Source organism: Mycobacterium sp. 852002-50816_SCH5313054-b (genome assembly GCF_001667185.1).
Taxonomy (GTDB): Bacteria; Actinomycetota; Actinomycetes; order Mycobacteriales; family Mycobacteriaceae; genus Mycobacterium.
Window position 1 is genome coordinate 1 of record NZ_LZIC01000062.1, and the last position, 24,718, is coordinate 24,718.

Annotated in this window: 22 protein-coding genes and 1 pseudogene; 9 read left to right on the forward strand and 14 right to left on the reverse strand. The window is 68.6% G+C overall.

Annotated elements, in window-relative coordinates; translation table 11 throughout:
• On the reverse strand, window positions 1-1,128 hold a 1,128-nt coding region (locus A5787_RS12950; protein WP_066967050.1), incomplete at its 3' end, for a peptidase M23.
• A gap of 238 nt (window positions 1,129-1,366) precedes the next feature.
• Window positions 1,367-1,915, reverse strand: a complete 549-nt coding sequence (locus A5787_RS12955; RefSeq protein WP_066967127.1) for a DUF6676 family protein — start codon at window positions 1,913-1,915, stop codon at window positions 1,367-1,369.
• A 220-nt stretch (window positions 1,916-2,135) separates the two neighbouring features.
• Here A5787_RS12955 and A5787_RS12960 point away from each other — a divergent pair, with 220 nt between their 5' ends.
• Both A5787_RS12960 and A5787_RS12965 read left to right on the forward strand, forming a co-directional pair.
• Complete coding sequence (locus A5787_RS12960; protein WP_066967053.1) at window positions 2,136-4,946, forward strand: aconitate hydratase; 2,811 nt, start codon at window positions 2,136-2,138, stop codon at window positions 4,944-4,946.
• A gap of 12 nt (window positions 4,947-4,958) precedes the next feature.
• Complete coding sequence (locus A5787_RS12965) at window positions 4,959-5,540, forward strand: TetR/AcrR family transcriptional regulator (RefSeq protein ID WP_066967056.1); 582 nt, start codon at window positions 4,959-4,961, stop codon at window positions 5,538-5,540.
• A gap of 38 nt (window positions 5,541-5,578) precedes the next feature.
• Here the strand turns inward: A5787_RS12965 and A5787_RS12970 are convergent, their stop codons facing one another.
• From A5787_RS12970 to A5787_RS27730, 4 genes are all read right to left on the reverse strand, one after another.
• Window positions 5,579-5,785, reverse strand: a complete 207-nt coding sequence (locus A5787_RS12970) for a helix-turn-helix domain-containing protein (RefSeq protein WP_066967059.1) — start codon at window positions 5,783-5,785, stop codon at window positions 5,579-5,581.
• A 103-nt stretch (window positions 5,786-5,888) separates the two neighbouring features.
• Window positions 5,889-7,526: an ABC-F family ATP-binding cassette domain-containing protein gene (locus A5787_RS12975; protein ID WP_066967062.1), complete on the reverse strand. Its 1,638-nt coding sequence runs from the start codon at window positions 7,524-7,526 to the stop codon at window positions 5,889-5,891.
• Window positions 7,527-7,548: 22 nt separating this feature from the next.
• Window positions 7,549-8,358 (reverse strand): enoyl-CoA hydratase, encoded by an 810-nt coding sequence (locus tag A5787_RS27725; RefSeq protein WP_066967065.1) that lies wholly within the window; start codon window positions 8,356-8,358, stop codon window positions 7,549-7,551.
• Between the two features lie 33 nt (window positions 8,359-8,391).
• Entirely contained in the window at window positions 8,392-9,105 is a 714-nt protein-coding gene (locus A5787_RS27730; RefSeq protein WP_066967068.1) for a GAP family protein, read from the reverse strand.
• Between the two features lie 514 nt (window positions 9,106-9,619).
• On the opposite strand from A5787_RS27730, the gene A5787_RS12990 reads away from it, so the two are divergent.
• A complete protein-coding gene (locus A5787_RS12990) occupies window positions 9,620-10,825 on the forward strand; it encodes a condensation domain-containing protein (RefSeq protein WP_369829112.1) in 1,206 nt (401 codons plus the stop codon).
• 16 nt (window positions 10,826-10,841) lie between these two features.
• Here the strand turns inward: A5787_RS12990 and trxA are convergent, their stop codons facing one another.
• A complete protein-coding gene (trxA, locus tag A5787_RS12995) occupies window positions 10,842-11,198 on the reverse strand; it encodes a thioredoxin (protein WP_066967074.1) in 357 nt (118 codons plus the stop codon).
• A 167-nt stretch (window positions 11,199-11,365) separates the two neighbouring features.
• Here trxA and A5787_RS13000 point away from each other — a divergent pair, with 167 nt between their 5' ends.
• The 3 genes from A5787_RS13000 to A5787_RS13010 all read left to right on the forward strand — a co-directional run bounded on the left by A5787_RS13000 (window position 11,366) and on the right by A5787_RS13010 (window position 14,883).
• On the forward strand, window positions 11,366-13,192 hold the full coding sequence (locus tag A5787_RS13000; protein WP_066967077.1) for an acyl-CoA dehydrogenase: 1,827 nt from the start codon (window positions 11,366-11,368) through the stop codon (window positions 13,190-13,192).
• Between the two features lie 63 nt (window positions 13,193-13,255).
• Window positions 13,256-14,056, forward strand: coding sequence for a DUF5666 domain-containing protein (locus A5787_RS13005; protein ID WP_197507099.1), 801 nt, complete (start codon window positions 13,256-13,258; stop codon window positions 14,054-14,056).
• 80 nt (window positions 14,057-14,136) lie between these two features.
• Window positions 14,137-14,883 carry a DUF5666 domain-containing protein gene (locus A5787_RS13010; protein ID WP_066967080.1) on the forward strand — a complete coding sequence of 249 codons (747 nt, stop codon included), beginning with the start codon at window positions 14,137-14,139 and terminating at the stop codon, window positions 14,881-14,883.
• Between the two features lie 18 nt (window positions 14,884-14,901).
• Here the strand turns inward: A5787_RS13010 and A5787_RS13015 are convergent, their stop codons facing one another.
• The 7 genes and pseudogenes from A5787_RS13015 to A5787_RS13045 form a co-directional block, all read right to left on the reverse strand.
• Window positions 14,902-15,249: a metal-sulfur cluster assembly factor gene (locus tag A5787_RS13015; protein WP_066967083.1), complete on the reverse strand. Its 348-nt coding sequence runs from the start codon at window positions 15,247-15,249 to the stop codon at window positions 14,902-14,904.
• Window positions 15,227-15,713 (reverse strand): annotated as a pseudogene (gene sufU, locus A5787_RS13020) (Fe-S cluster assembly sulfur transfer protein SufU); the annotation flags it as partial. The gene A5787_RS13015 and the pseudogene sufU, both read right to left, overlap by 23 nt.
• A complete protein-coding gene (locus A5787_RS13025; protein WP_066967089.1) occupies window positions 15,710-16,945 on the reverse strand; it encodes a cysteine desulfurase in 1,236 nt (411 codons plus the stop codon). The pseudogene sufU and the gene A5787_RS13025, both read right to left, overlap by 4 nt.
• A gap of 2 nt (window positions 16,946-16,947) precedes the next feature.
• Window positions 16,948-17,730, reverse strand: coding sequence for a Fe-S cluster assembly ATPase SufC (sufC, locus tag A5787_RS13030; RefSeq protein ID WP_066967092.1), 783 nt, complete (start codon window positions 17,728-17,730; stop codon window positions 16,948-16,950).
• Window positions 17,727-18,890, reverse strand: a complete 1,164-nt coding sequence (sufD, locus tag A5787_RS13035; RefSeq protein ID WP_066967094.1) for a Fe-S cluster assembly protein SufD — start codon at window positions 18,888-18,890, stop codon at window positions 17,727-17,729. Before sufD ends, sufC begins: the two co-directional genes overlap by 4 nt.
• The gene (gene sufB, locus A5787_RS13040; RefSeq protein ID WP_066967097.1) at window positions 18,887-20,329 is read right to left on the reverse strand and encodes a Fe-S cluster assembly protein SufB; all 1,443 of its coding nucleotides are present in this window, start codon (window positions 20,327-20,329) and stop codon (window positions 18,887-18,889) included. The genes sufD and sufB overlap by 4 nt, the downstream gene beginning before the upstream one ends.
• Window positions 20,326-21,120: a metalloregulator ArsR/SmtB family transcription factor gene (locus A5787_RS13045; RefSeq protein WP_082977196.1), complete on the reverse strand. Its 795-nt coding sequence runs from the start codon at window positions 21,118-21,120 to the stop codon at window positions 20,326-20,328. Before A5787_RS13045 ends, sufB begins: the two co-directional genes overlap by 4 nt.
• A 133-nt stretch (window positions 21,121-21,253) precedes the next feature.
• Here A5787_RS13045 and mptB point away from each other — a divergent pair, with 133 nt between their 5' ends.
• The 3 genes from mptB to A5787_RS13060 all read left to right on the forward strand — a co-directional run bounded on the left by mptB (window position 21,254) and on the right by A5787_RS13060 (window position 24,677).
• Window positions 21,254-22,954 (forward strand): polyprenol phosphomannose-dependent alpha 1,6 mannosyltransferase MptB, encoded by a 1,701-nt coding sequence (gene mptB / locus A5787_RS13050; protein ID WP_066967103.1) that lies wholly within the window; start codon window positions 21,254-21,256, stop codon window positions 22,952-22,954.
• Window positions 22,951-23,904, forward strand: a complete 954-nt coding sequence (locus A5787_RS13055; protein WP_156763919.1) for an ABC transporter ATP-binding protein — start codon at window positions 22,951-22,953, stop codon at window positions 23,902-23,904. The genes mptB and A5787_RS13055 overlap by 4 nt, the downstream gene beginning before the upstream one ends.
• A 62-nt stretch (window positions 23,905-23,966) precedes the next feature.
• On the forward strand, window positions 23,967-24,677 hold the full coding sequence (locus tag A5787_RS13060; protein WP_231993962.1) for an ABC transporter permease: 711 nt from the start codon (window positions 23,967-23,969) through the stop codon (window positions 24,675-24,677).
• Window positions 24,678-24,718: the final 41 nt, after the last annotated feature.

Genomic DNA, 24,718 nt, shown 5'->3' on the forward strand with positions numbered 1-24,718 from the left:
GCCCTTACTCGGCCCGGCCGCGTTGCCGCCACCCCAGGAATAGGGCACGCCGATCTGCGCCATGCCGCGGCGGATCACGTACTCACTGGCCTGCCGTCCGTACACCCGCGGAATCCGGGATGGGCGGCCCGGGGCGGCGTTGGTGATGCCGGTGTCGTCGGGCCGCAGGATTCCCAGCTGCTGCAGGAAGCTCTTGCCCATGCCGGCGGTGACCTGCGTCGAGGTGGCCGAGATGCCCAGCACCTGGTTGATCACCGCGATCGGGTCACCCGGCACGTTGGCGCTGGGCACCATCGGCAGCGTCGGGTCCCACACACCGTCCCACTGCCGGCCGCCGGGGCGCGAAGCACCGGCCGGCGCCCCGGGATCCCACCGGTCGCCCGACGCCGGCATGGCGGCGCCCCCGTCCTTGCCCGCGGACCATTGCAGCTTGGCCGCCTCGAGTTTGGCCTGCGCCTCATCGCGCTCGGTGGCCAGTCGAGAGGCCTGCTCGCGTTGTTCGTCGAACTTGCGCTTGGAGTTGGTCAGCGCCGCCACCGCGTCGTCCTGGCTGGCCTTGGCGTCGGCGGCGGCCTTGTCGGCCTTCTGCTTGGCCAGCCGCGCCGCGGACTCCTTGTTCACCTGTTCGGTACGGGCCCGCTGCAATTTGTCCAGCACCGCCTGGGAACTGGCGGTCAGGGTCCGGGCGGCCGATTCGGTGGCGATGATGTCTTCGGGGCTGGTCGCCATCAGGTAGCTGCCCGACGGGCCGTTCATATAGGTGGCCGCCGCGAAGGTGTTGAACCGGTGCTGCGCGGCCGCGATCGCGGCGTTGGAGTCCGTGACCGCCTGCTGGCTCGCCTCCAGGTCGTGCTGTGCGGCGGCCGCGTTGTCCCGTGCGGTCTCGACGTCGACCAGGGCCTTGTTGACGCTTTCCTGCTCGGTCTGGATTTCGGCCGTCAGGTTTTCCAGGCGCTGGTTGGCCTTGGCCACGTTGGCGATCAGCGCGGCCAGGCTGTCGGCGGCGGGGTCGGCGTCCGCCAGACCCGGGGTGCACACCAGCATCGCCGCGCTCAGCACCGACGGTATGACCAGCCGGACCAGCCTGCCGGCCGGTCGCGCCGAGAAGCCCCAGCGGGTACGTCTCATACGGCTCGGTCTCCTACGGCTCAACGCGAACGGGCGGCGCCAGGCACGCAAATCTCGAAAGCGCCGAGAACAACAGGGGCATCATTTGCACCGTACGTCACACGAGACGCCGTGCAAACGCTCGTCACAAACTGCACTCTGGACGTGCGTTTAATGTGACCGAACGGTGACCTGTCGGGTTTGCCGCGCGCCGGGGCGGACGCTTTTCCGACCAAGCGATCCGGGCGGGATGCGCGTGTTAGACGCCGTTAGGAGCCTCGGTATCGGTGGTGTCCGGCGCGCCGGCCGGCGTTGCTGCGCGCTTCGCGCGCACCTGCAGGAACCGCGCGCCGACGGCCGCGGCGAGCACCCCGATCAAAAGAAATATGGTCAGGCCGGTCCAGGGAAACTCGGGCGAGTGCAGCTCCTGCAGAAAATGGTGCGCCGAGACCACCGGATTGCCCGTCTTGGCGATGTCCTCCCCGGCCTCGAGGGTGACCCGCGGGAACTGCGTGCTGTAGCTGCCGACGTAACTCGGGCTGAGGGTCAGCACCGTGGCGTCGTGGTAGTCGGCGCCCACGACCGTGGAGATGTCGCGCAACGGCGTGTCGTTGGGCGGGTTGTGGTCGAGCAGCACGATCTTGAGGTTGATGCCGTCGGCGTGCGCCTGGTTGACCACCTCGAGCAGTCCCGGCATCGCCTCCGGCGGCGCGCTGACGCCATCGACGGCGACCTTGGCCTTGATCGCGGTCATGTCGACGTCCTGCGGGATGTAGGCAGGCGGACCGGGCTGCAAGAAAAAGGTCATCAAGTCCCTCCTGCTGCGCCGCCACGCTGGTGCGGCCCTCGACTACGGCGGTCACTCTAGTGTGACGCTCGGATTTAAGCCCGAAGGGGTTTAAACCGCCGGATTCGGCGATAAGACTGGATACCAGGTGCCGCCGTAATGCAGGACAAGCGTACTGTTAAAATTGGCACCGCAGCCGGCACGGCCCGTCGGCGAAAGAACTAAATCATTGGGAGTTGAAGTGACTGATTCTGTGAACTCGTTCGGAGCCCGCGACAGCCTCAAGGTCGGCGACAAGAGTTACCAGATCTATCGCCTCGACGCCGTCCCGAATACGGAGAAACTTCCCTACAGCCTCAAGGTCCTCGCCGAGAACCTGCTGCGCAACGAAGACGGTAGCAACATCACCAAGGACCACATCGAGGCCATCGCGAACTGGGATCCCAAGGCCGAGCCCAGCATTGAGATCCAGTACACGCCGGCGCGCGTCGTGATGCAGGACTTCACCGGCGTGCCCTGCATCGTCGACCTGGCCACCATGCGAGAGGCCATCGGCGAACTCGGCGGCAAGCCCGACAAGGTCAACCCGTTGGCGCCCGCCGACCTGGTGATCGACCACTCGGTGATCGCCGACCTGTTCGGCCGGGCCGACGCGTTCGAGCGCAACGTGGAGATCGAATACCAGCGCAACGGCGAGCGCTACCAGTTCCTGCGTTGGGGGCAGGGCGCATTCGACGACTTCAAGGTGGTGCCGCCGGGCACCGGCATCGTGCACCAGGTCAACATCGAGTACCTCGCCAGCGTCGTGATGGAGCGCGACGGGGTGGCCTATCCCGACACCTGCGTGGGCACCGACTCGCACACCACGATGGTCAACGGCCTCGGGGTGCTCGGCTGGGGCGTGGGCGGCATCGAGGCCGAGGCGGCGATGCTGGGTCAGCCGGTGTCCATGCTGATCCCCCGGGTCGTCGGCTTCAAGCTGACCGGCGAGATCCAGGCCGGCGTCACGGCTACCGACGTCGTGCTCACCGTCACCGAGATGCTGCGCAAGCACGGCGTGGTCGGCAAGTTCGTCGAGTTCTACGGCGAGGGCGTGGCCGAGGTGCCGCTGGCCAACCGCGCCACCCTGGGCAACATGAGCCCCGAATTCGGTTCCACGGCAGCGATTTTCCCGATCGACGAGGAGACGATCTCCTACCTGAAGTTCACCGGGCGCAAGCCCGAGCAGCTCGCGCTGGTCGAGGCTTACGCCAAGGAGCAGGGCATGTGGCACGACCCCAAGCACGAGCCCGCGTTCTCGGAATACCTCGAACTCGACCTGTCCGACGTGGTGCCGTCGATCGCAGGGCCCAAGCGCCCGCAGGATCGAATCGCGTTGTCGGACGCCAAATCCACGTTCCGCGAGCAGATTCCGGGCTACGTCGGCGACGACCCCGACAAGAACGACTACTCGAAGCTGGACGAGACGGTCGACGAGTCCTTCCCGGCCAGCGACCCGGGCGCGCTGGAGAACGGCCACGCCGACGACCACAAGCCGGTGGAGTCGGCCGCCAAGCACGCGAAGGGCCGGGTGAGCAGCCCGGTGACGGTCAAGTCGGAGGAACTGGGCGAGTTCGTGCTCGACCACGGCGCGGTGGTGATCGCGGCCGTCACGTCGTGCACCAACACCTCCAACCCGGAGGTGATGCTGGGCGCGGCGCTGCTGGCGCGCAACGCCGTCGAGAAGGGGCTGGCCTCCAAGCCGTGGGTGAAGACCACGATGGCGCCCGGCTCCCAGGTGGTCCACGACTACTACGACAAGGCCGGCCTGTGGCCGTATTTGGAGAAGCTCGGCTTCTACCTCGTCGGCTACGGCTGCACCACATGCATCGGAAACTCCGGCCCGCTGCCCGAGGAGGTCTCCAAGGCGATCAACGACAACGACCTTTCGGTGGCGGCCGTGCTGTCGGGCAACCGGAACTTCGAGGGCCGCATCAACCCGGACGTGAAGATGAACTATCTGGCGTCGCCGCCGCTGGTGGTCGCCTACGCACTGGCCGGGACGATGGACTTCGACTTCGAGTCCCAACCCCTGGGCACGGATAAAGACGGCAACGACGTCTTCCTCAAAGACATCTGGCCGTCGCAGAAGGACGTTTCGGACACCATCGCCTCGGCGATCAGCCAGGAGATGTTCACCAAGAACTACGCCGACGTGTTCAAGGGCGACGAGCGCTGGCGCAACCTGCCGACGCCCAGCGGCAACACCTTTGAGTGGGACCCGGATTCGACGTACGTGCGCAAGCCCCCGTACTTCGAGGGCATGGCGGCCGACCCCGAGCCGGTCAAGGACATCAGCGGCGCCCGGGTGCTGGCGCTGCTCGGGGATTCGGTGACCACCGACCACATCTCCCCCGCCGGCAGCATCAAGCCCGGAACGCCGGCGGCGCAATACCTCGACGAGCACGGCGTCGACCGCAAGGACTACAACTCCTTCGGTTCGCGGCGCGGCAACCACGAGGTGATGATCCGCGGCACGTTCGCCAATATCCGGCTGCGCAACCAGCTGCTCGACGATGTCTCCGGTGGCTACACCCGCGACTTCACCCAGGAGGGCGGCCCGCAGGCGTTCATCTACGATGCCGCGCAAAACTATGCGGCACAAGACATTCCGCTGGTGGTGCTGGGCGGCAAGGAGTACGGTTCGGGTTCGTCGCGCGACTGGGCGGCGAAGGGCACGTTGCTGCTGGGCGTGCGGGCGGTGATCGCCGAGTCGTTCGAGCGCATCCACCGCTCGAACCTGATCGGCATGGGCGTGATCCCGCTCCAGTTCCCCGAGGGCAAGACGGCGGGCGACCTGGGGCTGGACGGCACCGAGGTCTTCGACATCACCGGCATCGAGGCGCTCAACGACGGCAAGACGCCGAAGACGGTGCGCGTCAAGGCCGCCAAGGATTCCGGCGACCCGATCGAATTCGACGCGGTGGTGCGCATCGACACCCCCGGCGAGGCCGACTACTACCGCAACGGCGGCATCCTGCAGTACGTGCTGCGCAACATGCTCAAGTCATAGCCGTCATCGCCTGTGCCCAAAGTCAGCGAGGACCATCTGGCGGCTCGCCGCCGCCAGATCCTCGACGGTGCCCGCCGCTGCTTCGCCGAGTACGGCTACGACAAAGCCACGGTGCGCCGGCTGGAGAAGGCGGTCGGGATGTCGCGCGGCGCGATCTTCCATCACTTCCGCGACAAGGACGCGCTGTTTTTCGCGCTGGCGCACGAGGACGCGGAGCGGATGGCCGACGTGGCGTCCCGCGAGGGCCTCATCCAGGTGATGCGCGACATGCTCGCCGCGCCCGACCAGTTCGACTGGCTGGCCACCCGACTGGAGATCGCACGCAAGCTGCGCAACGACCCCGTGTTCAGCCGCGGCTGGGCGGAGCGTTCCGCGGAACTGGCGGCGGCGACCACCGATCGGCTGCGCCGGCAGAAGGAGGCGCACCGGGTGCGCGATGACGTCCCCGCCGACGTCTTGCAGTGCTACCTAGAACTGGTTCTCGACGGCCTGGTGGCCCGGGTGGCATCCGGCGAAGACCCGCGGCGGCTAGCCGCGGTCCTCGACCTGGTGGAGAAGTCGTTGCGGCGCAAGGACTCTGGGGCGCGAGCGTAACGCCACTGCGAATGAGGGGACGTAATTTCGCAGTGACGCTACGCTCGCGTGGACTGGCGCCGGGCCGAAGTGTGGTTAGGGCCGCCGCGGCCGCGGAGCGTGGTTCCGGACTCGAGCAGCATGCTGTGAATCGATCCGTAGGACCTGCCGGTGGTGGCGACCAGGGTGCGGATGCTGGCGCCGCGCTCGTACGCGTTGCGTAGCTCGTACAGCGTCTGCTCGCGCGTCTTCTTCGGCTTCCTCACTGGCTCCCCTCCGGCCCGGACTCGCTCCCCAAGCACATAGAGTAGGAAGCCATTGCCGGTCGCGGGGCGCTTTCGCCGAAATCGCCTGCGGCCGCTTGCCGGATCAAGCCAGCTCGATGAGATCCCGGTACTCGTCGGACCAGTAGTCCTCGGTGCCGTCGGGCAACAGCACGACGCGCTGCGGGTCAAGGGCCTCGGCCGCGCCCGGGTCATGCGTCACCAGCACCACCGCGCCCTGATAGCTGCGCAGCGCGTCGAGCACCTGTTCGCGGGACGCGGGATCGAGGTTGTTGGTCGGTTCGTCGAGCAACAACACGTTGGCCGTGGACGCCACCAGGCCGGCCAGCGCGAGCCGGGTCTTCTCCCCGCCGGACAGCGTCCCCGCCGGCTGGTCGAGCTGCGGGCCGCTGAACATGAACGCGCCGAGCAGGCCCCGCAGCTCCTGTTCACCGGACTCGGGTGCCGCGTGCCGGATGTTCTCCCAGACGGTCGCGTCGTTGTCGAGCGTGTCGTGCTCCTGCGCGAAATAGCCGATGCGCAAACCGTGTCCGGGCTCGAGTCCCCCGCTGTCGGGGCTTTCCACGCCGGCCAGCAACCGCAGCATCGTCGTCTTGCCGGCGCCGTTGAGGCCCAGCACCACGACCCGCGAGCCACGGTCGATCGCCAGATCGACACCGCTGAACACCTCGAGCGACCCGTACGACTTGCTCAGCCCCTTGACGACCAGCGGTGTGCGCCCGCACGCCGCCGGGGTCGGGAACTTGATCCGGGCCACCTTGTCGGCGACCCGCTCCTCGTCCAGCGCCGCCATCATCCGGTCGGCACGGCGCAACATATTCTGGGCCGCAACGGCTTTGGTGGCCTTTGCGCCCAGCTTGGCGGCCTGCGTGCGCAGCGCAGCGGCCTTGCGCTCGGCGTTGGTGCGCTCCCGGCGACGACGCTGCTCGTCGGTGGCGCGGGCGTCCAGGTACTTCTGCCAGCCCATGTTGTAGACGTCGACCTCGCCGCGCACGGCGTCGAGGAACCACACCCGATTGACCACGTCGGCGAGCAGCTCGACGTTGTGGCTGATGAGCACCAGCCCGCCGGTGTGCGCCCGCAGGAAATCGCGCAGCCAACCGAGCGAATCCGCGTCGAGGTGGTTGGTCGGCTCGTCGAGCAGCAGCGTGGTGAGAGACCCGGAGCCGTTGGCCCCTCCCTCAGCCGCGGCGAACAGGATGCGCGACAACTCCACCCGGCGGCGCTGTCCCCCGGACAGCGTGCGCAGCTGCTGCGTCAGCACCCGCTCCGGCAGGCCCAGGCTCGCGCAGATGCGCCCGGCCTCGCTCTCGGCGCCGTAGCCGCCCAACGCCACGAACCGCTCCTCGAGCTGCCCGTAGCGACGGATCGCGCGGTCGCGTGCGTCGTCGTCGGCGACCTCCGCCATCAACGCCTGCTGCTTCTCGAGGTCGGTGAGCAGGACGTCCAGTCCGCGGGCCGACAACACCCGGTCGCGGGCCAGCACGTCGAGATCGCCTTCCTTGGGATCCTGTGGCAGATATCCGATTTCGCCGATGCGGGCCACCGAGCCGGCGTACGGCTCGGACTCGCCCGCCAGGATGCGCAGCGTCGTGGTCTTGCCCGCGCCGTTGCGGCCGACCAAGCCGATGCGGTCACCGGGCTGTATGCGCAGGTCCGGGCCGTCCGGTGCGAGCAGAATGCGCGCACCAGCGCGGACCTCGAGGTCCGTGGCGGTGATCACATCTACTCCCTTGGCTTTCCGGTTATTTGTCGTCGGTGAACACCGGCGGCCGCTTCTCCGCGCGCGCGGCAACCGCTTCTTCGAAGTTGGCGGTGAGCAGGCGGACGAAGAGCTGTCCCAGGCCTTCGGCTTGCATGTGCCCTTCCAGGCTACCGGCGTCGAGCCCGCTCCACAGTGTGCGCTTGGTCAACTCGGTTCCTGGCCGCGAGAAGGCGGCAATGCGCGCGGCGATCGCGTAGCAGGTGTCCAGCAGCTGCTCCTCGGGCACCTGACACGACACCAGCCCGATCCGCTCGGCCTCCTCGGCGGTCACGTCACGGCCGGTGAGCATGATCTCGAACGCGCGCGACGACCCGATGGCCCTGGGCAGCAGGTAGCTCAAGCCCAGCTCACTGGCCGTCAGGCCGTTGTTGATGCCCGCGGCCCGGAAATAGGCGCCGGTCGAGGCCACCCGGATGTCGGCGGCCAGCGCCAGACACAGCCCGCCGCCGATGGCGGCACCGTTGACCGCCGCGATCACCGGCTGGTGGAGCCGCCGCAGGCCGAGGATGACGTCGTCGAGCAGCTCCATCGACCGCAGCGCATACGTCGGGCGGGTCAGCCCGTCGACGTGCGGCACCGATCCTGCGGACTTGTGGTCGGCGCCCGAGGAGAACCCACGACCCGCCCCGGTCAGCACGACGACGCGCACGGAATTGTCGTAGGTGACCTGTTCCAGGGCCTCCTTGAGCGGCACCATGACGTCAAACGCCATGGAGTTCATCCGTTCGGGCCGATTGAGGGTTATCAGGGCGACACCGGGCCGCGGTTGCTCTACCAGTACCAGACTCACCCGAGAAAGGTAGCGTGCTCCAACGCCGGAGGCTCAGACGTGGCCCATGCCGGTGGTCATCAGGAAAACCCCCAGCGCGGCCACGACGAGCCCGAGGACGGCCCGCCGGCGGGCCTGCACCCAATCGTGCACACGCGACATCACCGCGCCGGTCCGCGCCGGCGCCGCCAAATGGCACGCCAGGGGGATCTCGGCAAACGCCAGCCCGACCAGCGTGTATGCCGCGGCCGCGCTGACCTGGGCGCCCAAGGCAGCCCCCGAGGCCAGGATCACGGTGAGCGCCGCCAGGTAGCGAAAGTCGGTCGTGATTCCCACCCCGACCAGGAAAGTGATCCACGGCGGCCCGCCCCGCAGGGCCTCGAGGGCGCGCGTCGACAATCGCGAGAACGCCGTCGGTGCGGCCGGGCTCGGTGGGCCGCCGGCGGGCAGTGCCGCAGGTTGACGCACCGAAAAGCCGATCGCTATCAGTGCGGCCACCACCAGCGCGAACACGCCCATGGCGATCTGAACCCGCCCCGCCGTGGAGGTCGAGGTGGCGAGCTCCACCTTGTCCATGACCCCGTGCACCGCGTCGTGCAGGCCGACGAGCGCACCCAGGGCCAGGACAACGCCGACCGTCATCCCGCCGAGCCACAACGCGACCAGATGAAGCACGGGTCGTCGCCGGGAAAACAGCAGCAGGGCGATCCCGATCCGTCCCGGGTCCGCGCCAGCGACCAGCGCTAACGCCAGCACCGTGCCCCACATGGGCGCGACTTTACCGCGACGGGGCGTGACCCTTCCCGGGATCGCCGTTTCGATGGTCGGCCGTACGTTAAATGTCTTCGAAACGGCCCACTCGAGTTGGTTTGATCTGCTACGTTTAGCCACCGTTGGGTACGTGTCGGCGGTGCCGCCGTGATGCGTACGAGTTGGCCGCGCGAATGCGCTGGGCCACAACGAGATCCGACCACTGGAGGTAGTTCGCGAACAATCGAGCCGTGGCCGAGTCTATGAGTCCGCTATGCCCGCGTGGTGAAGCGATCAGGGAGGGAATGTGTTCATCCCAGGAGAAGAGGCTTTCGGGGCCCTCGACGAATGGGCGCCGGAGCCGGGGGCGGTCGTCTGTTGGCATCCCTCCGCAGCCTCGCTTGCCAAGGTCAGGCAAGCTCCGATAAGCGCCGTGCCGGCCAGCCATCAGCAAGCCCGGCACCTGCGCAACTTCCGCGACCACGCGAGCCGTGGGGTCGACATGTCGCGGCTGTGCATCGGCAGCTGGGACATGCCCGGCAAATGCGACATTCGGGTCCTGACGTACGTCATCAACACTCACCTCCGGCGGCACGACACGTATCACAGCTGGTTCGCGTTTGCCGACGGTGACCGAATCGTGAGGCGCACGCTCCGCAAACCCGGCGATATTCAATGTGTTCCGATCGAGCACGGCGAGATGACGCCGGAGGCTTTGCGCGAGCACATCGTTTCCACGCCGAGCCCGCTGGAATGGGATTGCTTCAGGTTTGCGATCATTCAACGCGCGGATCACTTCACCTTCTGCTTCGCCATCGACCATCTCTACATCGACGCGCAGTTTCTGGGGGCCATCCGCCTCGAGCTGTATCTGATGTACACGTCCCTGCTCGCCGGCGGAGCGCCGCCGCCGCTTCCGGCCCCGGGCAGCTACACGGATTACTGTGTCCGGCAGCACGAGTACACCTCGGCCCTGACGCTGGATTCGCCGCAGGTGCGCGGCTGGGTCGACTTCTTCGAAGAGAACGACGGAACCCTTCCGGACTGCCCGGTGTCGCTCGGCGATGGGTCGGGAGCCTGCGACCTGATGTTCGTGCGGGTGATGGACGAACGGCAGACGGCCAACTTCGAATCCGCTTGCATCGCAGCGGGTGCGCGTTTCAGCGGCGGTGTTTTCGCCTGCGCCGCGCTTGCGCAATACGAATTGACCGGCGCCGAAAAGTATTACGGCCTTGTCGCCTGTGATACGCGCAGCAGCCGCGCGGAGTTCCTGACGATCGGTTGGTTCACCGGCTTTGTCCCGATCACCATCCCCGTCGACGCATCGTCCTTCGGTGATACCGCCCGCGCCGCGCAGAAGTCGTTCGACTCCGGCAAAGCGCTGGCGAACGTGCCGTTTTCGCGCGTGCTGGAACTGGCACCGTGGTTGAGGATGCCGGACGGGCGCGTCCCCCTGCTGTTTCACCTCGACGCCAGCAGCCCTCCCCTGTCCACCATCGTCAAGTCCGAATGGGGCGGCTCGAACATCCAGATCCACCACGACGGCGGTGTCCCGGCTCGATTCGATTTGCGCGTGAACCGCTACGAGAACGAGACGCACGCCATGGTGTTTTTCCCGGACAATCCGGTCGCGCGCGAGTCGGTTACCCGTTACCTCGAGACGCTGAAGTCGATCTACCTCCGGGTCGGCGAGGGCCGCGGCGCAGTGGCGCCGCTCTGCAGCGCCGCCGCGCTGTAGCGGCAGCGGAGTCTGATCAGGCTTGCTCGGCCTCGGCCTCGGCAGCCTCGACGTCGAAGGCCTTGATTTGCTGGACCAGGTCCTCCAGGGCCGCCGGCGGTAGCGCTCCGGCCTGGTTGAACAGCAGCTTGCCCTTCTTGAACGCCATCAGCGTGGGGATGGACCGGATCTGGGCGGCCGCCGCGAGCTGTTGTTCGGCCTCGGTGTCGACCTTGGCGTACACGACGTCGGGGTGCTTCTCCGATGACTCCTGAAAGGTCGGCGCGAACTGGCGGCAGGGACCGCACCAGGAGGCCCAAAAGTCGACGAGGACGATGTCATTGCCCTCGATGGTTTCGTTGAACTTCTCAGCAGTGAGATCGCGTGTTGTCACAAACGCCTTAACGTCGGCAACCGATGCGGTGTTCCCGCGGGCGGATCGGCCTCCGACACACGGGCCTGCGGACGGCGGCGCAGGTTACGGTTGCGTACGTTTTCCCACGTCGGAGAGACTTAGGACTGACGATCCGCCCGCTTTTTCGGACCAGTGAGGGAAGCGCGTTGGGCCACTACATCGCTAACGTCCGTGATCTCGAGTTCAACCTGTTCGAGGTTCTCGAGATGGGCGCGGTTCTCGGCACCGGACGCTACAGCGACCTCGACGAGGACACCGTCCGGACGATCTTGGGCGAGGCCGCCCGCCTGGCCGAAGGCCCGGTCGCCGAATCCTTCGCCGCCGCCGACCGCAACCCGCCGGTCTTCGATCCCGCCGAGCACACGATCAGCGTCTCGGACGAATTGGCCAAAACCGTGCGGGCGATCAAGGAGGCGGGGTGGTGGCGGCTGGGGCTGGCCGAGGAGATCGGCGGCATGCCGGCGCCGCCCCCACTGGCCTGGGCGGTCACCGAAATGATCCTCTGCGCAAACCCTTCCGCGAACTTCTTCAACTTCGGCCCGTTCATGGCGCAGGCGCTGTACGAAGAGGGCAACGAGCGGCAGCGGCAGTGGGCGGCAGTCGGTGTGGAGCGCGGTTGGGGAGCCACCATGGTGCTCACCGAACCCGACGCCGGATCCGACGTCGGGGCGGGCCGCACCAAGGCGATCCAGCAAGCCGACGGCACCTGGCACATCGAGGGCGTCAAGCGGTTCATCTCCGGCGGTGACGTCGGCGAGACCGCCGAGAACATCTTCCACCTGGTGCTGGCCCGGCCGGAGGGGGCCGGCCCGGGCACCAAAGGGTTGAGCCTCTTCTACGTGCCCAAGTACCTGTTCGATCCCGAGACGTTCGAACTCGGTTCCCGCAACGGGGTTTTCGCCACCGGGCTGGAACACAAGATGGGCATCAAGTCCTCGCCGACGTGCGAATTGACCTTCGGCGACGGCGACGTGCCGGCCGTCGGCTACCTGGTCGGCGACGTGCACAACGGGATCGCGCAGATGTTCACCGTGATCGAGCAGGCCCGCATGACGATCGGCGTGAAGGGGGCCGGCACCCTGTCCACGGGCTACCTGAACGCGCTGGCCTTCGCCAAGGAGCGGGTGCAGGGCGCCGACCTCACCCAGCTGGCCGACAAGACCGCGCCGCGCGTCACGATCATCCATCACCCCGACGTGCGCCGCAGCCTGATGACGCAGAAGGCGTACGCCGAGGGCCTGCGGGCGCTCTACATGTATGCCGCCGCCCATCAGGATGCCGATGTGGCGCAACGGGTTTCGGGCGCCGATCCCGACATGGCGCACCGCATCGACGACCTGCTGCTGCCGATCGTCAAGGGGGTGAGCTCCGAGCGGGCCTACGAGGTCCTGACCGAGTCGCTGCAGACGCTGGGGGGCTCGGGCTTCCTGGTCGACTATCCGCTCGAGCAGTACATCCGCGACTCCAAGATCGACTCGCTGTACGAGGGCACCACGGCCATCCAGGCGCTGGACTTCTTCTTCCGCAAGATCGTCCGCGACCGCGGCCAGGCGCTGCAGTTCCTGACTGCCCAGATCAGCCGCACCGTCGACGCGTGCGACGAGGCGCTGAAACCGCAGGCCGAGCGGGTGCAGGCCGCGCTCGACGAGGTCACTGCGATGACGGGCGCGCTGACCGGATACCTGATGTCGGCCACGCAGCAGCCCACCGAGATCTACAAGGTGGGGCTGGGATCGGTGCGGTATCTCCTCGCGGTCGGCGACCTGCTCATCGGCTGGCGGCTGCTGGTGCAGGCCGGCATCGCCCACGCCGCGCTTGCCGACGCGGCCGCGAGCGACAAGCACTTCTATCAGGGCAAGATCGCGACCGCGACGTTCTTCGCCAAGAACGTGCTCCCCAGGTTGGCCGCGCAGCGCCGGGTCATCGAGTCCATCGACGACGACATCATGCGCATCTCCGAAGACGCCTTCTGACTGGGCGTTTCACAGCTCCGGCACAGCTCCAGCGGGTACATCTTTTCGTGGTCCAACTCACGAATGGGGGAAACGTTGATATCTGCAGGCTGTCCCACGTCCCGGCTCACCCGGTTCGCCGTCCTGGCCGCCGCGGGGGCCACCGCGCTGTCCGTCGCGGCGTGCGGGTCGTCGAACCAATCGGCTCCCACGTCGGCCTCCACCTCCACGTCGACGGTGACCTCGACGACCACGTCGCAGGCACCGGCTCAGGGCGAGGCCAAGGTGAGCGGCCTGATCGCGTCCGTCGCGGGCAACTCGATCCAGGTCACCAAGGAAGACAAGAGCAGCGCCGCCGTGAATTTCACCTCGACGACCAAGATCACCGAGGTCGCCCCGGCCACGCTGAGCGACGTCACCTCGGGCAGCTGCGTCACCGTGCGGCCCACCAAGGAAGCGCAGGGCGGGCAGCAGCCGGTCACCGCGGCATCGGTCCGGGTCAGCCCGTCCGTCAACGGCACCTGCCCGAAGCCCAAGGAGGCCGGACCGGCTTCCGGCCCCGGTTCCAGCTCACCCGCTCCCTCGGGCTCCCCGACTCCGGCGCCCGCGAACGCCCAGCCGGTGCGTGGCTCGGTCGCGTCGGTGACGGGTAACACCATCAGCGTCGCGGGCACCGACGCCAGCGGCAACACCACGCAAACGGCGGTGACGGTCGACGACAAGACGAAGTACTCCAAGCTGACCACCGCCACACCCGACGCGATCGCCCAGGGCAAGTGCCTCAACGCCCGCGGAACCATGGACAACGGCGGCGCGCTGCAGGCGACGTCCATCACGGTGCGGGCGGCCGCCGACGGCAAGTGCCCGGGCAAGCCGCGCGGGTGATTCCGGTTACGCGGGGGTGAAAACCGGATTCGGACGGGTACTCACGTTCGAATCCGCACTGCACGATCGGAGCCCCGTCGATGTCCGCCAGCACGGCCAAGCCTCTGCTGGCTCAGGTCGCGCTGGTAGGGGTCATCGCCGTCATCGCGTTGAGCGTCGCCATGTGCCACTCGGACGGCACGGCGAGTAAGAGCAACACCGGGAAGCCGACGGTGACGGCGTTGCCGCCCAGCCCTGCGCCGGGCCCGCCGTCGCCGCCGGCTCCCCCGCCGCCGCCGGCCCCGAAGGACTACGTCGAGGGCCTGGTCGAGTCGGTGTCGGGCGGCACGATCCAGCTGCGGACGCGGACCGGGTCGGCCACGGTGGACTTCTCGCCGTCGACGCGGGTCGTCGAGGTCACCCCGGCCCAGCTGGCCGACGTCACCCCCGGCAGTTGCGTCAACGTGCGCGCCACCCCGCAGAGCGCGCCCACGGCTGGGTCGATTACCGCGCAAGCCGTGACGGTCACGTCAGCCGTCGATGGCAAGTGCCCACCGCCGGCCGGGTTCTACGGCACGGTCAGCTCGGTCTCGGGGAACACCATCGCCGTCAGCGGCATGGGTTCCCAACCGACGCCCACCACCGTGACGGTCGCGAACTCGACCTCCTACCAGAAACAGACGCCGTCGGACTCCCAGGCGATCGCGAACGGCAAGTGCATGGGTGCCCAGGGGACCCAGGACGCCGGGGTGCTGCACGCGATGACGATCAGCCTTCAGGCGTGCCCGCCGATGGGGCACCCGCACCACCACCTGCCGCACCTACCGCACCTGCCCTTCCACCTCTAGAAGGGCGGGGCGGCCGATTCAGACGGTGAAGCCCAGGGCGCGCAGCTGCTCGCGGCCGTCCTCGGTGATCTTGTCGGGGCCCCACGGCGGGTTCCACACCCAGTTGATCCGCAGGTCGTCGACCAGACCGGCGCCGACCAGCGCGCTGCGCGACTGGTCTTCGATGACGTCGGTCAGCGGGCAGGCCGCCGATGTCAGCGTCATGTCGATCAGGGCGACGGTTCCCTCGTCGCCGTCCTCGACGTTCAGGCCGTAGACCAGCCCCAGGTCGACGACGTTGATGCCCAGTTCGGGGTCGACGACGTCGCGCATCGCCTCCTCCAGGTCGGCCAGCAATTCGTCGCCCGGTGCGGTGGTTTCGCTCATTTCTGGTCCTCCTCGAAGCTCGCGCTGGCCTGGGCCAGCGCGTCCTTGAACGCCATCCATCCGAGCAGCGCGCACTTGACCCGCGCGGGGTACTTGGCGACGCCGGCGAACGCGACGCCGTCGCCCAGGACATCCTCGTCGCCCTCGATGGTGCCGCGCGAGGACACCATCTCGGTGAAGGCGGTCGTGGTCTTGAGCGCCTCACCGACGCTGTGACCGATCACCTGCTGGGTCAGCACCGAGGTCGACGCCTGGCTGATCGAACAGCCCTGCCCGTCATAGGACACGTCGGCGACGGTTTCGCCGTCGTCGGACAACGTGACCCGCAGGGTGATCTCGTCGCCGCAGACGGGGTTGACGTGGTACACCTGCGCACCGAACGGCTGGCGCAGCCCGCGGTGCTGCGGATGCTTGTAGTGATCGAGGATCACGTCCTGATAGATCTGCTCGAGGCGCAACGTCAGCCTCTCCCAAAGAAATCCAGCGCGCGACGCACGCCGGCCACCAGGCGGTCGACCTCGTCGGCGGTGTTGTACACCGCGAAGGACGCCCGCGCGGTGGCCGCCAGCCCGAACCTGCGGTGCAGCGGCAACGCGCAATGGTGCCCGACGCGCACCGCGACGCCATCGTCGTCGAGCACCTGCCCGACGTCGTGCGCGTGCACGCCGTCGACGACGAACGACACCGGCGAGCCGCGGTTTTCCGTCGACGTCGGGCCGAGGATGCGCACGCCGTCGATGCCGGACAGGCCCTCGATGGTCGCGGCGACCAGTTCGCGTTCGTGGGCCTCGACGCCGTCCATGCCGATGGCGCCGAGATAGCGCGCGGCGGCGGCCAATCCGACCACCTGGGACGTCATCGGGGTGCCCGCCTCGAAGCGCTGCGGCGGCGCCGCGTAGGTCGAGGCCTCCATGGCGACCGTCTCGATCATCGACCCGCCGGTGAGAAAAGGTGGCATCCGCGACAGCAGCTCGCCGCGCCCGTACAGCACGCCGATCCCGTTGGGGCCCAGCATCTTGTGCCCGGAAAATGCCCCGAAATCGACGTCGAGAGCGTGGAAGTCGACCGGCCGGTGCGGCACCGACTGGCAGGCGTCCAGCACGGTCAACGCGCCCACGGCCTTGGCGCGGCTCACCAGCTCGTCCACCGGGCCGAGCGCCCCCGTGACATTGGAATGATGGCTGAAGGCAACGACTTTGACCCGCTCGTCGAGTTGCAGCGAGTCCAGGTCGATGCGCCCGTCGTCCGTGACGCCGTACCAGCGCAACGTGGCCCCGGTGCGCCGGGCGAGCTCCTGCCACGGCACCAGGTTGGCGTGGTGTTCGAGCTCGGTGGTGACGATGACGTCACCGGGCCCGACGGCGCATTCGAAACGGTTGTCGCCCAGCACGTAAGAGACCAGGTTGAGCGCCTCGGTGGCGTTCTTGGTGAACACCAGCTCCTGCGCGTCGGCGCCGACGAAGGCCGCGATGTCGGCGCGGCCCTGCTCGTAGGCGTCGGTGGCCTCCTCCATCAGCTGGTGCGCACCGCGATGCACCGCGCCGTTGGACGTCAACAGGAATTCCCGCTCGGCGTCGAGCACCTGCACCGGGCGCTGCGACGTCGCGCCGGAATCCAGGTACGCCAACTGGTTTCCGCCGCGCATCACCCGCTTGAGGATCGGGAAGTCGGCACGGATGGCCGTAACGTCCAGCATGGTTACACCCCGGTGGCGGCCGACTGGGTGAATCGTACGTATCCGTTCTGCTCGAGCTCGTCGGCCAGCTCCGGTCCACCGGATTCGGCAATCCGGCCGCCGACGAATACGTGCACGTACTCGGGGTGGATGTAGCGCAGGATGCGGGTGTAGTGCGTGATCAACAGGACCCCACCATGCTCGGCCTCGGCATAGCGGTTCACGCCCTCGCTGACCACCCGCAGCGCGTCGACGTCCAGACCGGAATCGGTCTCGTCCAGGATCGCGATCCTGGGCTTGAGCAGTTCCAGCTGCAAGATCTCGTGGCGCTTCTTCTCACCGCCCGAGAAGCCCTCGTTGACGTTGCGCTCGGCGAACACCGGGTCGATCTCGAGGGAGGTCATGGCCCCCTTGACCTCTTTGACCCAGTGGCGCAGCTTCGGGGCCTCGCCGCGGACGGCGGTGGCCGCCGAGCGCAGGAAGTTGGACACGGAAACCCCGGGCACCTCGACGGGGTACTGCATGGCCAGGAATATCCCGGCCCGCGCCCGCTCGTCGACGCTCATCGTCAGCACGTCCGCGCCGTCCAGCGTGATCGAGCCCGACGTCACGCGGTATTTGGGGTGCCCGGCGATGGCGTACGACAGCGTCGACTTGCCGGAGCCGTTGGGGCCCATCAGGGCATGCGTCTCACCGGATTTCACCGTCAGGTCCACGCCCTTGAGGATGGGGATTTCGCGTTCCCCCTCGGGCGCGTTGGGGTCTTCGACGCTGACGTGCAGGTCCTTGATTTCGAGAGTGGTCATGAGGCTTCTATTTTTTCCGTCTTCTCCGTGATGGCCAGTTCGTGTTCGATGGCTGCGGTCAGGCGCTCCCGCAGCTCGGGCACCGCGATCTTCGAGATGATCTCGCCGAAGAACCCGCGGATCACCAGGCGGCGCGCCTGCTCCTCGGGGATGCCGCGCGAACGCAGGTAAAACAGCTGTTCGTCGTCGAAACGCCCGGTGGCGCTGGCGTGTCCGGCGCCGACGATCTCCCCGGTCTCGATCTCGAGGTTGGGCACCGAGTCGGCGCGCGCGCCGTCGGTGAGGACCAGGTTGCGGTTCACCTCGAAGGTGTCGGTGCCGGTGGCTTCGGCGCGGATCAGCACGTCACCCACCCAGACGGTGTGCGCGTCGGGCAGCGCCGAGTCCGGATCCCCTTGCAGCGCACCCTTGTACAGGACGTTCGACCTGCAGTCGGGCTGTGCGTGGTCCACCAGCAGCCGCGACTCGAGGTGCTGGCCGTCGTCGGCGAAGTACAGGCCCAGCAGCTCGGCGTCCCCGCCGGGACCCCAGAACCGTACGTTGGCCGACATCCGCACGATTTCACCGCCCAGCGTCACGGCGACGTGCCGCAGCACCGCGTCCTTGCCGAGCCTCGCGTGGTGGGCGGACAGGTGCACCATGTCGTCGGCCCAGTCGGCGATCCACACGACGGTGAGCCGGGCGGCGTCGTCGACCACGAATTCGACGTTGTCGGCGTAGGTTCCGCTGCCCCGCTGGTCGATGACCACCACCGCCTCGCCCAGCTCCTCGACGCGGATCTGCAGGTGCCCGTAGGCCACGGCGCCTTCGCCGGGCCCGGTGACGGAGACGTTGATCGGATCGGCGATCCGCGTGTCGCGGCCGACGGTGACCAGCGTCGCCGAGTTGAATGACGAAAAGGCCTGGGCGGCAACCCGGTCGGCGGGGGCGCCGCCGCGGCCGAGCCGCTCGTCGCCGCGCCGGACCGTCTCGACCCGCAGGCCGGCCTGCTCGGCCACGTCAATCGCGGCGCGGCCGGTGGCGTTCGCGGAGCCGTCGTGCAGCCCGCGCAACCGGCGCAGCGGGGTGAACCGCCAGATCTCGTCGCGACCGTGCGGAACCTCGAACGCGTCGACGTCGAAGGAGGCGAACAGCTCTCCCTTGTTCAGCGCGGCCGTCATCCGACCGCGCCCTCCATCTGCAACTCGATCAGCCGGTTGAGCTCGAGCGCGTACTCCATCGGCAGCTCTTTGGCGATGGGCTCGACGAAGCCGCGCACCACCATGGCCATCGCCTCGTCCTCGGTCAGCCCGCGGCTCATCAGGTAGAACAGCTGGTTCTCGCTGACCTTCGACACGGTGGCCTCGTGGCCCATCGTGACGTCGTCCTCGCGGATGTCGACGTACGGGTAGGTGTCGCTGCGGCTGATCGTATCGACCAGCAGCGCATCGCATTTCACGCTCGAGCGGGAGCCGTGCGCCCCCTTGTTCACCTGCACCAGGCCGCGGTAGGAGGTGCGGCCGCCGCCGCGTGCCACCGACTTGGACACGATGTTGCTCGACGTGTTCGGCGCCAGGTGCAGCATCTTGGCGCCGGTGTCCTGGTGCTGGTCCTCGCCGGCGAACGCCACCGACAGCACCTCGCCCTTGGCGTGCTCGCCGGTCATCCACACCGCCGGGTACTTCATCGTCACCTTCGACCCGATGTTGCCGTCGACCCACTCCATGGTGGCGCCGGCCTCGGCGCGGGCCCGCTTGGTGACGAGGTTGTACACGTTGCCCGACCAGTTCTGGATGGTGGTGTAGCGAACGCGCGCATGGGGTTTCACGATGATCTCGACCACCGCCGAGTGCAGCGAGTCCGACTTGTAGATCGGCGCGGTGCAGCCCTCGACGTAGTGCACGTAGGAGCCCTCGTCGGCGATGATCAGGGTCCGCTCGAACTGGCCCATGTTCTCGGTGTTGATCCGGAAGTAGGCCTGCAGCGGGATGTCGACGTGCACGCCGGGCGGGACGTAGATGAACGAGCCGCCGCTCCACACCGCGGTGTTCAGCGCCGAGAACTTGTTGTCCCCGGCCGGAATCACGGTGCCGAAGTACTGCTGGAAGATCTCGGGATGCTCGCGCAGCGCGGTGTCGGTGTCCAGGAAGACGACGCCCTCCTTCTCCAGGTCCTCACGGATGGAGTGGTAGACGACCTCCGACTCGTACTGCGCGGCGACACCGGAGACCAGCCGCTGCTTCTCCGCCTCCGGGATGCCCAGCCTGTCGTAGGTGTTCTTGATGTCCGCGGGCAGATCGTCCCACGTCGCGGCCTGCTTCTCGCTGGAGCGCACGAAATACTTGATGTTGTCGAAGTGGATGCCCTCGAGGTTTGAGCCCCAGCTCGGCATCGGCTTGCGGTCGAAGATGCGCAGCGCCTTGAGCCGGGTCTGCAGCATCCACTCGGGCTCGCTCTTCTTCGCCGAGATGTCGCGCACCACCGCCTCGGACAGCCCGCGCTGAGCGCTGGCCCCCGCGACGTCGGAGTCCGCCCAGCCGTAGCCGTACTTGCCCAGCGAGGCGATCGCCTCCTCCTGGGTCAGCGGCGCAACCGCGGTCTTGTCGGCCTCTAGGGTCATAACGACGCTCCTTCGTGGCTGGTGGTCTCGCGGCGCGGGCTGGGCGCCAGCGAGGCAGGGACAGTGAGTGGCACGTGGGTGGTGCAGGCGCAGTTGCCGTTGACGATGGTGGCCAACCGCTGCACGTGGGTTCCGAGCACCTCGGCCATCGCCTGCTGCTCGGCCTCACACAACTCGGGGAATTCCTCGGCGACGTGGGACACCGGGCAGTGGTGCTGGCAGATCTGCACCCCGTGGATCGGCCCGCCGACCCGAGCGGTGGTGGCCACGTAGCCGGCCTTGGTGAGCGCGCCGGCGACCCGCTCGGCGGCGGCCTCGACCGCCGCGTCGTCGGTGCTGTCGGCCGCCTCGACGCCGGCCAGGATCGCGTCGATGCGGCGCCGGGCGAACGTACGGACGGCGTCCTCGCCGCCGATCTCCCGCAGCTGCCGCATCGCCGCCGCCGCCAGGTCGTCGTAGGCGTGGTCGAGCTTGGCCCGGCCGGCCGACGTCAGGCGGAAACGCTTGGCGGGGCGCCCGCGGCCCACCTGCTGCCACGCCTCGGCGGCCACCGCCTCGGCGTCGCCCGCCTCGATCAGCGCGTCCAGGTGCCGCCGCACGCCGGCGGGCGCCAGGCCCAGCCGGTCGCCGATCTCGACGGCCGTGATCGATCCGGATTCCAGCAGCAGGCGCACGATGGCGCGCCGGGTGTGACCATCCGGGACCGCTGCGCCGACGGCGGCGGAGTCAGCGGGGCTGGTTCGGATTTTCACAACACCAGTGTGACGCAATTCCGGGGATCGGTCTACCAAGGGTCCCCTGTCCGCACGTTGCGCTGGTCACACTCGGCACCTTGCGCGGCGACCCGCTGCGCCCGGTCCCCCGCAAGCGGGAGGTGCCCCCAGCGCGCGCTTGCGATCACCGCCGGACGGCTACGCTGCTCTGATGGCAGCGCGCCACCATACGCTGAGCTCGTCGATCGCCAGCCTGCACGGCGACGAGCAGGCGGTCGGTTCGCCGCTGAACGATACCGAGCTCACCGTCCTGCGCCGCACCCGCCTGTTCGGCGCGACCGGCACCGTCCTGATGGCGATCGGCGCCCTGGGTGCCGGGGCACGGCCCGTCGTCCAGGACCCCACCTTCGGGGTCCGGCTGCTCAACCTGCCGTCGCGCATCCAGACCGTGTCGCTGACCATGACGACGACCGGGGCGGTCATGATGGCGCTCGCCTGGCTGATGCTCGGCCGGTTCGCGCTGGGCAACAGGCGGATGTCGCGCGGCGACCTGGACCGCACCCTGCTGCTGTGGACGCTGCCCCTGTTGATCGCGCCGCCGATGTACAGCAAGGACGTGTACTCCTACCTGGCCCAGAGCCAGATTTCGCTGGAGGGCCTCGACCCCTACAAGGTGGGCCCGGCGTCCGGTCTGGGTCTCGGGCACGTGTTCACGCTGTCGGTCCCGACCCTGTGGCGCGAGACGCCGGCCCCCTACGGCCCGTTGTTCCTGTGGATCGGGCGCGGGATCTCGTCGCTGACCGGAGAGAACATCGTCGCCGCGGTGCTCTGCCACCGGCTCGTGGTGCTGGCCGGGGTGGGCCTGATCGTGTGGGCCACCCCCCGGCTGGCCCGGCGCTGCGGCGTCGCCGAGGTCAGCGCCCTGTGGCTGGGCGCGGCCAACCCGCTGCTGATCATGCACCTGGTCGCGGGCGTGCATAACGAGGCGCTGATGCTGGGGCTGATGCTGGCCGGCGCCGAGTTCGCGCTGCGCGGCATCGACTCTGCTCGACTGCTGCCCACGTCGTGGCGGCCGGGCCCGGATTGGGAACCGTTGGGGATGCTGCTCGCGGGCGCGATCCTGATCACGCTGTCGTCGCAGGTGAAGCTGCCGTCGCTGCTGGCGCTGGGCTTCGTCACGGTGGCGCTGGCCTACCGCTGCGGCGGCACCCTGCGGGCGCTGCTGCTGGCCGGCGCCGGGATGGCGGCGCTGTCGCTGGCGGTGATGGCCCTCGTCGGCTGGGCCAGCGGGCTCGGGTTCGGCTGGATCTACACGCTGGGCACCGCCAACGTGGTGCGCAGCTGGATGTCGCCGCCGACGCTGCTGGCCCTCGGGACCGGGCAGGTCGGGATCCTGCTGGGCCTGGGCGATCACACCACCGCGGTGTTGGCGCTCACGCGTGCCATCGGCGTGCTGATCATCATGGTGATGGTGGCCTGGCTGCTGGTGGCCGTCTTCCGCGGCCGGTTGCACCCGATCGGCGGCCTGGGGGTCGCCCTGGGCATCACCGTGCTGCTGTTTCCCGTCGTGCAGCCCTGGTATCTGCTGTGGGCGATCATCCCGTTGGCGGCCTGGGCGACCCGCACCGGCTTCCGCGTGGCGGCGATCGTCATCACCCTCATCGTGGGCATCTTCGGCCCGACGGCCAACGGCGACCGCTTTGCGCTGTTTCAGATCGTGGACGCCACGCTGGCCAGCAGCCTGATCGTGGCGGTGCTCATCGCCGTGACCTACACCCGGCTGCCGTGGCGCCAGCTCCCCCCGACGCGCCCAGACACGAACGGGCAAGCGGTCATCACACCGCCCGCCCCGGTGGCGCCCGAGACCCCCAGTTCCGAGGCGGCGCCCGACGCCTACGCTGATTCCACGTGAGCCCGCTCCCCGAAACGCCCGACACGGTGGTGCGGCTGCGCGGGGTCAGCAAGAGATACGGGTCCGGCTCGGCCACCATCGAGGCCGTCTGCAGTCTCGATCTGGAGGTGCGCGCGGCCGAGGTCCTGGCGCTGCTCGGCCCCAACGGCGCCGGCAAGACCACGACGGTCGAGATGTGCGAGGGCTTCGTGCACCCGGACGCCGGCACGATCGAGGTGCTCGGCCTGGACCCCATCGCCGACAACGCGCGGCTGCGCGCGCGCATCGGGGTGATGCTGCAGGGCGGCGGCGGCTATCCCGCGGCGCGCGCCGGCGAAATGCTCGGCCTGGTGGCCTCCTACGCCGCCGACCCGCTGGACCCGGCGTGGCTGCTGGACACGCTGGGCCTGACCGACGCGGCCCGCACCACGTATCGGCGGCTCTCCGGCGGCCAGCAGCAACGGCTCGCGCTGGCGTGTGCGCTGGTCGGCCGCCCCGAGCTGGTGTTTCTCGACGAGCCCACCGCGGGCATGGACGCCCACGCGCGCCTGCTGGTCTGGGAGCTGATCGACGCGCTGCGCCGCGACGGCGTGACGGTGGTGCTGACCACCCATCAACTCAAGGAGGCCGAGGAGCTCGCCGATCGGCTGGTGATCATCGACCACGGCGTGACGGTGGCCGCGGGCACGCCGGCGGAGCTGATGCGCGCCGGCGCCAAAGACCAGTTGCGGTTCAGCGCGCCGCCGCGCCTCGAGCTTGCCCTGTTGGCCGCCGCGCTGCCGGAGGACTACAAGGTCACCGAGGTGACACCCGGCGAGTACCTCGTCGAGGGCCCGGTCGACCCGCAGGTGCTGGCGACCGTCACGGCGTGGTGCGCTCAGATCGACGTGCTCGCCACCGACATGCGCGTCGAGCAACGCAGCCTCGAGGACGTGTTCCTCGACCTCACCGGCAGAAAGTTACGGCCTTGACCGACAGTGCCTTTCCCGCGGGGACCTTCACCCCCGACCCGCGCCCCAACGCCGTGCCCCGGATGCTCGCCGCGCAGTACGGCCTGGAGCTCAAGCTGCTGCTGCGCAACGGCGAGCAGCTGCTGCTCACCATGTTCATCCCGATCACGCTGCTGGTCGGGCTGACGCTGCTGCCGTTCGGCTCGTTCGGGCACAACCGCGCCGCCACCTTCGTGCCGCCGATCATGGCCCTGGCGGTGATTTCGACGGCGTTCACCGGGCAGGCGATCGCGGTCGCGTTCGATCGCCGCTATGGCGCGCTGAAACGGCTCGGGGCCACCCCGCTGCCGGTGTGGGGCATCATCGCCGGGAAGTCGCTGGCGGTGGTGACGGTGGTGTTCATGCAGGCAATCCTGTTGGGCGCCATCGGTTTTGCACTGGGCTGGCGGCCGGCTCCGGCGGCGCTGGTGTTGGGCGCGGCGGTCATCGCGCTGGGCACCGCGGGCTTCGCGGCCCTCGGGCTGCTGCTGGGCGGGACGCTGCGCGCCGAGATCGTGCTCGCGGTCGCCAACCTGATGTGGTTCGTGTTCGCCGGGCTGGGCGCGCTGACCCTGGAATCCGGGATGATCCCGGCGGGCGTCAAGTGGGCGGCGCGGCTCACCCCGTCGGGCGCGCTGACCGAGGCGCTGTCGCAGGCGATGGCGCTGTCGGTGGACTGGTTCGGCGTCGTCGTCCTGGCGGCGTGGGGCGCGGTGGCGGCGCTGGCCGCGCGGCGCTGGTTCCGCTTCACCTGACGTCCCCGCGGGCGCCATCAGGCCCGTACTACAGGCCGTAG